We start from the raw sequence: 10,165 nt of genomic DNA, 5'->3' as shown, positions 1-10,165 counted from the left end.
GGGTGAGGGGCTTTTGCCTGTATCGCACTGTATACCCGGAAGCCGCAGACACACCAAACGCACAATCCGCCATCCTGCCGACACATCACCGATACACCCCAAAGCTGAAATGACCCGGTCGATTTCACTCAATTCACCGGAGACGCCTCATGACCACCACCCTTTCAACTGCGGTCAAACACCTGCACCTGAACCTCGACCGCGCCGGCACGTGGATCGCCCCACTGACCCTGCGCCTGTTCATCGCCTGGGAATTCTTCGAGTCCGGACTGGAGAAATTCAACGGGCAGAACTGGTTCGAAGACATCCAGGACAAATTCCCCTTCCCGTTCGATCACCTGCCGGCAACGCTCAACTGGGAAATGTCGATGTGGGCTGAACTGATCTGCGCACTGGCGATTCTGATCGGCTTCGGCACGCGGATCTCGGCAATCTCGCTGATCGTGGTCACTGTTGTCGCCACCGTCGCCGTGCACTGGCCGGCTGACTGGTCGTCGCTGAGCGAGTTGGCGCAGGGTTATGCGATCACTAACAAAGGTTTCGGCAACTTCAAGCTGCCGGCGATTTACCTGGCGGCGCTGCTGCCGCTGGTGTTCGCTGGCGCTGGCAAGTTGAGTGTCGATGCGTGGCTGGCGCGGGTGTTCTGGAACCGGAGCACCCGCTGAGGCTCAATGCGCCCGATCAAGGCCGGCGAGCAAGGCGCTGTCACGGCTGTAGATGTCCGGTGAGTAACGCACGCGGCCGCTGCTGTCGACCTGTGCCGTCCAGTAAGTCATCAGGATCGGCACCGGCGCTGACAGGCGAAATTCGTGGGTGGTGCCGGTGGCCAGCAGGGTTTCGGTGCGGGCCTTTTCTGCGGGTGTGAGCAACAAGTCGCGCAATTGCATCGGATGCTCGACCCGCACGCAGCCGGAGCTGAAGGCGCGCGGGCCTTTTTCGAACAGCGCCTTGCTCGGCGTGTCGTGCAGATACACCGAGAACGGGTTGGGGAAGCGGATGACCATTTGCCCCAACGGATTACGCGGCCCGGCATCCTGACGCAGCATGATGTTGCCGGGGTTGTCCCAGTCGATGTCCGCTGCCGCCAGCGGCTGACCGTTGGCGTCGAGCACTTGCAGGTTCTGGCGGCTGAGGAAGGTCTGGTCCTTGCGGATTTCCGGCAGTTTGTCTTCTTTCCAGATGGTCGGCGGCACGGTCCAGGTCGGGTTCAGGGTCAGGCGTGTCACCCGGGATTTGAGCAACGGCGTCTGGCGCTCGGCGCGGCCAACCTGAGTGCGCGTTTGCCACACCGCCACGCCGCCCTGATACAGCGTCAGTTCAGCGGCGGCGACGTTGACCAGCAAGCCATTGGGCTCCAGGTCCTGGGCCATCCAGCGGAAACGCTCGAGGTTGACCCGCAACTGTTCGCGGCGGGTCAGCGGACTGATGTTGAGTTCAGCAATCGTTCCCGGCCCGACCACACCGTCAGCCTGCAAGGAATGGTTGGCCTGAAAACTCTTCACGGCGTCGACCAGCACGCCGTCATACGCATTGCCGGGCGTGCCAATGATCTGGGTCAGATAGCCCTCGCTGTACAGACGCTGGGCCAGTTCCGGTACGCGTTTGTCTTCCATGGCCGGGCGCAGCAGCGGCCCGTTGCCCACCGCTTGCCATTGCGGCAAGACTTTGAGCCGTTGCGCCGCATAGAGCTGACGCAGGTCCTGATATTGCGCCAGACGCGGACGGGCAAGGTCGAACGCAGCGGGAATGTCGTGCAGGCCGGGAACGGCGATGGCCAATAATTCCGCCTGACGGTCGCGCGGAGTGGCGTCGGCATGCCACAGCGGTTCGAAGTGCGATTGCAGCAGGAGACCGTAGTGCAAATCCTGCAGGGCCTGGAGATAGTTGCGACTGATGTCGATGTCGGCACACAACTCGCCATCCTGAGGCGCAGTGGTGGCGATCGGATAGTTTTTTGGATTGAGGCCATCATCGGCCAACAGCTGTAATTGCGCGTGCAACACCGGCAATCGTGCGGATTCGTTGGCCCACACCGGCATCCAGTCCTGCTGCTGGTAGAACGCTTGCAGTTGCGTCAGCGCCGGGCCGTTGAGGCGCGTGGCAATCGCCGGACACGACTGCGCCAGACTGATCAACACCGCCTGCAACGGACTTTGCGGCTCGACCGGCATTTCCGCCGGTGGTGTTGGCAATGTCTCCAGCGGTGGCAGCGGCTCATCGGCACAAGCGACAAACGGCGCAGCGAGCAAACAAATGCTCAAGTAGCATGCGTACTTTTTGAACAACTGCTTTACTCCAATCCATGGCCGTCTAGATGATGGCCAACCTTACATCAGGTGCGCTGAACAGTCAGGCTCGATCTGCGGGCTTGCGGGTATTGACTGGGAGTCAGGAGCCAAAGTGCCAAATATGTAGCAAGTGAGGACACTTTATAAAATGTTGACGTTTTTGCGCCGACTTCTGCTGACTGCCACCGCTATCGTCGTGACCAGTCCAGTTTTTGCCGCCGGCAAACCATCGCCGGTTCTCTTCACCAGCCTCGCGCACGCCGCGCCAGAACTCAATCCCCAAGCGCTGAAAGGTGCGTTGAACGCCATGCAATGCGCGGTCAACAACGGTGCGAAGCCGTCCCGCCATCTGGCGATCATCGACTATTCGCAACCGTCCACCGAACGCCGCCTGTGGATCTTCGACCTGAGCAAAAAGAAATTGGTGCTGCGCGATCTGGTCGCCCACGGCTCCAACTCCGGGGAAAACTTCGCCACGCAGTTTTCCAATGTCGAAGGCAGTTACCAGTCCAGCCTCGGCCTGTTCCGCACCCAGGAAAGTTACAGCGGCACCCACGGTTATTCGCTGCGCATGGACGGTCTGGAGCCGGGTTTCAATGACATGGCCCGCGATCGTGCGATCGTCATTCACGCCGCCAGCTATGTGAATCCGTTGTGGAGCAAGAAACAGGGGCGCATCGGCCGCAGCCAGGGCTGCCCGGCGGTACGGCCACAGATTGCCAAACAGGTGATCGACCGCTTGAAGAACGGCCAGTTCATGTTTTCGTGGTACCCGGATCAGCGCTGGTTGAAGTCCTCGCCTTATCTGAACTGCCAGCCGCAGCAGGTGGCGAGCATCCTCAATACCCACGCGAGCTGACCGACCACCACAAATCCCCTGTAGGAGCTGCCGAAGGCTGAGATCTTTTGACTTTGACTTTTAGAAGCAAGATCAAAAGATCGCAGCCTTCGGCAGCTCCTACAGGAAGATTCGCAGTACCTTTCATTACAACTTTGTCATTCAGCTGTCGGTTTGCCGTGCGGATCGCTCGGTAGCCTGAAGTTGTCCCGGCGCCAATGCCGATCAACTTTGACCACTGAGTGACTGATCATGAAAAGCCTCCTGCTCGCCTTCACCGCCCTCCTCGCCACCGGCAGCGCGTTCGCCGCGAACATGCCCGACACCGCCGTGATTCATGACAAATCCGGCTTCTACGTCAAGCTGGATGTCGACAAAGTCCTGTCCAGCACCGATATTTCACAAGCGTGTGGCGTGGTCCCGGCGCAATTGAATTATCTCGACCATCAGGGCCGCGAGCATGTGCTGGACTATCAGGTACAAGGCAGCGGTTGCATCAATGACCATTGAGACTGATCGATGAATATTCTGGTTGTCGAAGACGAACCCAAGGCCGGCAATTACCTGCTCAACGGATTACAGGAACTGGGTTACAGCGTCAGCCTCGCCCGCGACGGTGCCGACGGGCTGCACCTGGCGCTGGAACACAGTTTCGATGTGATCGTGCTCGATGTGATGATGCCGAAAATGGATGGCTGGGAAGTCCTGCGCCGGTTGCGCAAGGAGGCTGACACGCCGGTGCTGTTCCTCACTGCTCGCGATGACATCGCTGACCGCGTCAAAGGCCTGGAACTGGGCGCTGATGATTACCTGATCAAGCCGTTTTCCTTTGCCGAACTGGTGGCGCGCCTGCGCACCCTGACCCGGCGCGGGCCGATCCATGAAGACGAACAACTGCAAGTCGCCGACCTGCAGATCGACGTACTCAAGCGCCGCGTGAGCCGTGCCGGTGTACGCATCACCCTGACCAACAAAGAGTTTGCGTTGCTGCAGTTGTTCGCCACGCATACCGGGCAAGTGCTGGCGCGTTCGCTGATTGCCTCACGGGTGTGGGACATGAATTTCGACAGCGACACCAATGTGGTCGATGTCGCCGTGCGCCGCTTGCGGGCGAAGATCGATGATCCGTTCCAGCTCAAGCTGATCCACAGCGTGCGCGGCATCGGTTATCGCTTCGATACGCAGCCATGAGCAGCCCTCGGCCGTATTCGTTGACCTTGCGCCTGGCGCTGGTGTTCGCCCTGCTTGCGTTCGCCTCGCTGGCTGGCCTCGGCGCTGCGCTGTACAACGAACTGGAGCAACAGTTGATCCGCCGTGATGACACAGCACTGGTCAGCCGCGTCGATCAGTTGCGCACCTTTCTCAACGACAGCAACACTCTGGAGCTGATCAAGAACAAACCGGCGCTGTTCCAGAACATGCTCGGCAACCACGAAGCACTGCTGACCATCGGCACGCCGGGGCAACCGCCGCTGCTGGTGGTCAACCCGGGCAACCTGAATACACCGACGTTGCCAGCGGTACCCATCGATCATGCGATGACACTCAAAGACGTACAGCATCTGCCCAGCGTCGACGGCGTGCCGTTTTCGGCGGTGGCGGCGAGTATCGATTCCGGCGAACTGGGCAATCTGCAAGTCACCACCGGGCGCCTGATGAGCGAGCGCACGGCGATGCTCGCCAATTACCGTTTGAGTGTTTATGGACTCGCCTCGCTGGCGGCGCTGTTACTGGCGGTGGTCGGTTGTTTGCTGGTGTATCGCGGTTTGCTGCCGTTGCGGCAACTGGCGAAGCACGCTCATGGCATTGGTGTCGGCAACCTTGGCGAACGCCTCGCCAGCAGCGGTGCGCCGCGAGAATTGCAGCCGATGATCGAGGCGTTCAATGCCATGCTCGACCGCCTCGCCACGGGTTTTGCGCAATTGAGTCAGGTGTCCACCGACATGGCCCATGAACTGCGCACGCCGATCAACAATCTGCTCGGCGAAACCCAGGTCGCGCTGCAGCAGAATCGCAGTATCGAGGCTTATCAGCAGTTGCTCGCCTCCAACGTCGAAGAGCTCGAACGGCTGACGCGGATGCTCGACAACATGCTGTTTCTGGCGCGCACCGATCCGGCCAGTGCCCTGAGCCAGCGCCAGGAGCTGGACGCGGCGGATGAGATGCAACGCATTGCCGATTACTTTGAAGGATTGGCGGCAGATGTCGGGATGAGTATCGAGGCCCGTGGCAGCGGTGTGATCTGGGCCGAGCCGATGCTGCTACGCCGCGCACTGGCCAATCTGTGCGCCAATGCGATCAAGTACGGCGCGGCGGATTCGACGGTGCAGGTGGAGGCAATTGCCGAGTTGGATGGCAGTTATCTGCGGGTGCGCAATCAGGGCACAACCATTGCGCCTGAACATTTAGCCCGGCTGTTCGAGCGTTTTTACCGCGTCGATCAGTCACGCGAGCGCTCGGCGCAATCCAATGGTCTGGGCCTGTCGATTGTCGCGACCATCATGCAGTTGCATCAGGGCCGCTATAACGTCAGCAGTGTCGATGGCATCACCTGCTTCGAATTGTTCTTCCCCGCCCGGCAATCACCTTCATCGACTTTTCCGCCGTCATCGCTGGCAAGCCAGCTCCCACAATGATTGGCGCTGAATCCAGATTTCCGGCCAACCCAAAACCCTGTGGGAGCTGGCTTGCCAGCTATGAGGTCAGCTTGATCAACATCAACTTTCCCTGACCCGCAGCTACCGCGAGCAGGTCGAATCGGCGCGCTGTCGCTCCCACAGCTTGATCTCGGCTCGGCTGATGATCAGGGCTGTCAGCATCAGTGCTGAGGCGACGCCGAAAGTGATATGCAATCCACTGGCAATCGCCGTTGCCGGCGCCTGCGTTGGATCCCCCGCCGCCAGCGCAAACACCGCACCCATTACTGCCGCCCCGGTAATCAAGCCAAGATTGCGCGCCAGCCCGAGCATCGCCGAAACCACGCCGCGCTGCTCCTGACGAACTCCGGCCATCAACCCGGTGTTGTTCGCCGCCTGAAACAGCGCATAGCCGACGGCGACCACTGCAATCGGCAGCAAATAGGCGGGCAACCCCAGACTCATCGGCAACAGCGCCAGCAAGCCACAACCGCAGGCCATGCCAAGCAACGCGCCCGGCACGATCCGGCGCGCGCCGAAACGATCCACCAGACGCCCGGCCGGCACACCGCCAAACGCAGACAACAGCGGTCCGATCGATAACGCCACGCCGACCATTGTGCTGCTGAGACCCAAACCCCGGTGCAAGTAAAACGGACCGACCACCAGCGTGGTCATCATCACCGTGGTCACCAGCAACGTCAGCGTCAGACTGCTGCTCAATCGCGCGTCGCTAAACAGCGACAAACGAATCAGCGGCGACTTGGCCTTCATCTCGACCACGATGAACAATCCTGCGCCGCACAGGCTGGTCAGCAGCAACGGCACGGTGAAACCTTCAAGGGTCATTGCCAGCGCATAGGCCGCCAGCGTCAACACCAGCACCACGCTGCCAGAATAATCGAACGCGACTCGCGGCCCTGTTGCCCGATCCGCCGGCAAATAGCGGTACACCAGCCACGCATTGAGCAAGCCCAGCGGTACGTTGAGCAAAAATATCGCCTGCCAGCCGACATGCGTCATCAACAGCCCGCCCAGCGACGGCCCGAGACTGGTGCCCGTCGCCGACATTGTTGCCAGCAACCCCATCGCGCTGCCCGCCCGCGATTTGGACACCGCATCGGCCACCAACGCCACGGTCAAGGCGAACATGATCGCCGCGCCGACGCCTTGCACCGCTCGCGCACCGATCAGCCAGCCCAGTCCCGGTGCCAGCGCGCAGGCCAACGAAGCGCTGGTGAAAATGCCGATCCCGATCAACAGCAATCGACGTCGACCAAAGCCATCGCCCAGCCGCCCGACACTGACGATCAGCGTGGTGATCGCCAGCAGGTAAGCCAGCACGATCCATTGCACCTGTTGAAACGTCGCCTCGAACGCCGTCGCCAGAATCGGCAACCCTGCGTTGGCAATACTGGTGTCCAGCGACGGCATCAACATCGACAGGGCCAGACTGGTCAGCGCCCATCGGGCCGAAGTGCTCAGGGATTCTTGGGACATGGCAGGCTCACAGTGCAAAGGTGACCGGCCATAGCCTGAGCCTCGACAACACACGGCGCAAGACGCATGCTTTGCACTCAATACCTGCATGGAACGCCATGTCATGACCGCCCCGGATCTGAACCTGCTGATTACCCTCGACGTTTTATTGCGCGAAGGCAGCGTCGCCCGCGCTGCCAAATGCCTGCAGTTGAGTCCATCGGCCATGAGCCGCGCCCTCGCCCGTCTGCGCGAAACCACGGGGGATCCGTTGCTGGTGCGAGCGGGTCGTGGCCTGGTACCGACGCCGCGCGCACTGGAACTGCGCGAACGGGTCAGTCATCTGGTGCAAGACGCCGAAGCGGTTTTACGGCCTGCCGAAGTGCTCGACCCCGGCCGCTTGCAACGCACCTTCACCCTGCGCAACACCGACGGTTTTGTTGAAACCTTTGCCGCCGCCCTGCTCGCGCGGATCGCCGAAGAAGCACCCGGCGTGCGCCTGCGTTTTGTGCAGAAAGCCGAAAAGGACAGCACGCCGCTGCGCGAAGGTCGCGTCGATCTGGAAACCGGCGTGGTCGATGACAGCACCGACCCGACGCTGCACAGCCGCATCCTGTTTCAGGATCAGTGGATCGGTGTGGTGCGTGAGGGGCATGCCTTGAGCGCCGGAAAAATCACCAGCAAGCGCTTCGCCGCCGGCCAGCACATTCTCATCTCTCGGCGCGGGCGAAGCAGCGGCCCGGTCGACGAAGCCTTGCTCGCGTTCGGACTGACGCGGGACATCGTCACTTCATTCGGTGGATTCTCGGCGGCGCTGACGCTTGTGCGTGAATCAGAGCTGATCGCCACCGTCCCGCAAAGGCATACGAGCAAACTGCGCACGGGCCTGCACAGTTTCGCCCTGCCCTTCGCGATGCCGGACATCAGCGTGTCGATGCTCTGGCACCCGCGCATGGACGCCGACCCGGCGCATCGCTGGTTGCGCGATTGTGTGCGGCAGGTCTGCGCTTAACGCGCGTCGCCACCGGCAGGTTTGTAGAAGAGAAATTTTTTCGTTTCAGCGGTTCTGCGGTATTCCTTGGCCCAGCTCGGATGCACGTTGCGGTCATGGAAATACAGCGCGCCGTTGGTGCGATCCTTGAGTTGGCGGTTCAGCGCTTTGCGGGCGATATCCTTGGCCAGCGTGTATTCGGCATCTTCCTTGACCTGATCCGGACGCCCGTCGCACCACCAGGAAAACTGGCAGCTCTTGGTTTCCGAGCCTTGTTTGACGACAGCGCATACCGTATCGGGGAAACCTTCGTGGCCGAGGCGATTCATCACCACACTGGCCACGGCCTCCATTTCCGGCGTGTCTTTGCCTTTGGCTTCCCAATAGATACTGCGCGCCAGGCAAGTGATCGGATCATCCAGCGGCGCGGCGCCGACCGGGTCCACTGCCTGCACTTCGGTGGGGGTAATGGCTTCGGCTTTCGGTGCCGGTGCGGCGCTGACTTTGTCCGCCGCTTTCTCTTCCAGCACTTGGGCTTTTTCTTCAGCCTTCGCTTTGATCGGGGCCTGATCGGTGGCCCATGCAGAGCCTGCCAACAGGGTGAATACGAGACAACCCGCCCATCCTTTCAATCCCATGTCTGTTCTTCCGGCAGCGCCCGAGTCGGGCAAGGTGTTACGTCGGGGAGACACCCGTATCCCGGGGTCTTCGGTGAGTGTAGACGGCAAATCCATCGGCAAAGTTGCGCAGAAAAACCGCTGAATGAAGAAAAAAGACATTGCACTCCCCGGGGGCCTTTCGCGCATCATGGGCGCATTCAGCTCCAGGGAGATTTCCATGCGCTTCATGCCATCCGTTTTGCGTCTTGCCGTTTTGTCCGTGGGCGTTATGTTTGCCATTCCGGCCATGGCTGGCGATGAATCGCAACTGATCGAGTCGATCAACAGCTACCGCAGCCAGCCGCAGCGTTGCGGCAGTCAGGCGTCGAACGAACTGCCACCGCTGTCAGCTGATCCACGGCTGAGATTACGCGCTACCGGTGCCGTCGATCTGCAGCAAGCCATGGCCAGCGCCAGTTACCCGATGGTCAATGTGCAGGCGATCACGCTCAACGGCCCGCGTGATGCGGCGTCGGCGATGAAGGCAATTCAGGAGAGTTTCTGTCAGGTGGTGCTCGATCCGCAGTTCGTCGATGTCGGTGTCAGCCGCGATGACCGTGACTGGCGCATCGTGCTGGCGCGGCCGCTGCTGTCGGCCAAGCTCGGTGACGCGCAAAGTGAGGGACAGAAGTTGCTCAATGAACTCAATGTCGCCCGTAGTCAGGCGCGTCAGTGTGGTGGTCAGGCGTTCGCCGCTGCCGCACCGCTGGCGTGGAACGCGACGCTGGGCACGATCGCCCAGGATCACAGCCGCGACATGGCCAACAACAACTACTTCGACCACAAGGACCGCGACGGCCGTACTCCCGGCGATCGCGCCGAACTCGCCGGCTACAGCGGCCAACAGGTCGGCGAAAACATCGCCGCCGGACAAGACACCGTGCACAAAGTCGTCGAAGGCTGGCTCGCCAGTCCCGGCCACTGCGCCAACCTGATGAACCCGCAATACCAGGAACTCGGCGCCGCCTACGCGACCGACCCGAAAAGCAGTGCCGGGATCTACTGGACCGCGATGTTCGGTGCCCAGTAACTCAAATCTCAAACACACCGCCCCCACAGGGGCTTGAGTTGATCAGCAGATCTTCGGCCGAACCGAGATCCAATGTGGGAGCGAGCCTGCTCGCGAAGAGGCCCTTACATTCAACATCAACATTGTCTGACCTGACGCCTTCGCGAGCAGGCTCGCTCCCACAATGATCGGTGTAATGCTCATCATCCCTGAACAACACAAAACCCTGTGGGAGCTGGCTTGCCAGCGATGAGGCCCGCCCCTT

The 10,165-nt window shown here is 60.9% G+C and carries 10 protein-coding genes; 7 read left to right on the top strand and 3 right to left on the bottom strand.

Annotated elements, in window-relative coordinates; translation table 11 throughout:
• Positions 1–149 precede the first annotated feature (149 nt).
• Complete coding sequence (locus PMI23_RS07280; protein WP_007918396.1) at positions 150–665, top strand: HvfX family Cu-binding RiPP maturation protein; 516 nt, start codon at positions 150–152, stop codon at positions 663–665.
• Positions 666–668: 3 nt separating this feature from the next.
• On the opposite strand, the gene PMI23_RS07275 is transcribed toward PMI23_RS07280, so the two are convergent.
• On the bottom strand, positions 669–2,285 hold the full coding sequence (locus tag PMI23_RS07275) for a L,D-transpeptidase family protein (RefSeq protein ID WP_007918398.1): 1,617 nt from the start codon (positions 2,283–2,285) through the stop codon (positions 669–671).
• Between the two features lie 151 nt (positions 2,286–2,436).
• Here PMI23_RS07275 and PMI23_RS07270 point away from each other — a divergent pair, with 151 nt between their 5' ends.
• The 4 genes from PMI23_RS07270 to PMI23_RS07255 all read left to right on the top strand — a co-directional run bounded on the left by PMI23_RS07270 (position 2,437) and on the right by PMI23_RS07255 (position 5,762).
• The gene (locus PMI23_RS07270; RefSeq protein WP_007918401.1) at positions 2,437–3,147 is read left to right on the top strand and encodes a murein L,D-transpeptidase catalytic domain family protein; all 711 of its coding nucleotides are present in this window, start codon (positions 2,437–2,439) and stop codon (positions 3,145–3,147) included.
• A 231-nt stretch (positions 3,148–3,378) separates the two neighbouring features.
• Complete coding sequence (locus tag PMI23_RS07265) at positions 3,379–3,636, top strand: DUF2790 domain-containing protein (protein WP_007918403.1); 258 nt, start codon at positions 3,379–3,381, stop codon at positions 3,634–3,636.
• 9 nt (positions 3,637–3,645) lie between these two features.
• Complete coding sequence (locus tag PMI23_RS07260) at positions 3,646–4,317, top strand: heavy metal response regulator transcription factor (protein WP_007918415.1); 672 nt, start codon at positions 3,646–3,648, stop codon at positions 4,315–4,317.
• Positions 4,314–5,762, top strand: coding sequence for a heavy metal sensor histidine kinase (locus PMI23_RS07255; RefSeq protein WP_007918417.1), 1,449 nt, complete (start codon positions 4,314–4,316; stop codon positions 5,760–5,762). The genes PMI23_RS07260 and PMI23_RS07255 overlap by 4 nt, the downstream gene beginning before the upstream one ends.
• A gap of 102 nt (positions 5,763–5,864) precedes the next feature.
• On the opposite strand, the gene PMI23_RS07250 is transcribed toward PMI23_RS07255, so the two are convergent.
• A complete protein-coding gene (locus tag PMI23_RS07250; RefSeq protein ID WP_007918418.1) occupies positions 5,865–7,262 on the bottom strand; it encodes an MFS transporter in 1,398 nt (465 codons plus the stop codon).
• A 103-nt stretch (positions 7,263–7,365) separates the two neighbouring features.
• On the opposite strand from PMI23_RS07250, the gene PMI23_RS07245 reads away from it, so the two are divergent.
• The gene (locus PMI23_RS07245) at positions 7,366–8,253 is read left to right on the top strand and encodes a LysR family transcriptional regulator (RefSeq protein WP_007918419.1); all 888 of its coding nucleotides are present in this window, start codon (positions 7,366–7,368) and stop codon (positions 8,251–8,253) included.
• Here the strand turns inward: PMI23_RS07245 and PMI23_RS07240 are convergent.
• Positions 8,250–8,870, bottom strand: a complete 621-nt coding sequence (locus PMI23_RS07240; RefSeq protein ID WP_007918420.1) for a cell wall hydrolase — start codon at positions 8,868–8,870, stop codon at positions 8,250–8,252. The two genes, PMI23_RS07245 and PMI23_RS07240, sit on opposite strands and share 4 nt — an antisense overlap.
• 199 nt (positions 8,871–9,069) lie before the next feature.
• On the opposite strand from PMI23_RS07240, the gene PMI23_RS07235 reads away from it, so the two are divergent.
• Complete coding sequence (locus PMI23_RS07235) at positions 9,070–9,921, top strand: CAP domain-containing protein (protein ID WP_007918421.1); 852 nt, start codon at positions 9,070–9,072, stop codon at positions 9,919–9,921.
• Positions 9,922–10,165: the final 244 nt, after the last annotated feature.

Origin of the sequence: Pseudomonas sp. GM24 (assembly GCF_000282235.1) — a bacterium.
Lineage (GTDB): Bacteria > Pseudomonadota > Gammaproteobacteria > Pseudomonadales > Pseudomonadaceae > Aquipseudomonas.
This window is presented reverse-complemented; position numbering and strand designations above follow the sequence as displayed.

Bases quoted from the DNA above. Each gene is read 5' to 3' on its own strand.
- PMI23_RS07250 (WP_007918418.1), bottom strand. From the start codon at position 7,262: ATGTCCCAAGAATCCCTGAGCACTTCGGCCCGATGGGCGCTGACCAGT.
- PMI23_RS07235 (WP_007918421.1), top strand. From the start codon at position 9,070: ATGCGCTTCATGCCATCCGTTTTGCGTCTTGCCGTTTTGTCCGTGGGC.
- PMI23_RS07280 (WP_007918396.1), top strand. From the start codon at position 150: ATGACCACCACCCTTTCAACTGCGGTCAAACACCTGCACCTGAACCTC.
- PMI23_RS07240 (WP_007918420.1), bottom strand. From the start codon at position 8,870: ATGGGATTGAAAGGATGGGCGGGTTGTCTCGTATTCACCCTGTTGGCA.
- PMI23_RS07245 (WP_007918419.1), top strand. From the start codon at position 7,366: ATGACCGCCCCGGATCTGAACCTGCTGATTACCCTCGACGTTTTATTG.
- PMI23_RS07260 (WP_007918415.1), top strand. From the start codon at position 3,646: ATGAATATTCTGGTTGTCGAAGACGAACCCAAGGCCGGCAATTACCTG.
- PMI23_RS07255 (WP_007918417.1), top strand. From the start codon at position 4,314: ATGAGCAGCCCTCGGCCGTATTCGTTGACCTTGCGCCTGGCGCTGGTG.
- PMI23_RS07270 (WP_007918401.1), top strand. From the start codon at position 2,437: ATGTTGACGTTTTTGCGCCGACTTCTGCTGACTGCCACCGCTATCGTC.
- PMI23_RS07265 (WP_007918403.1), top strand. From the start codon at position 3,379: ATGAAAAGCCTCCTGCTCGCCTTCACCGCCCTCCTCGCCACCGGCAGC.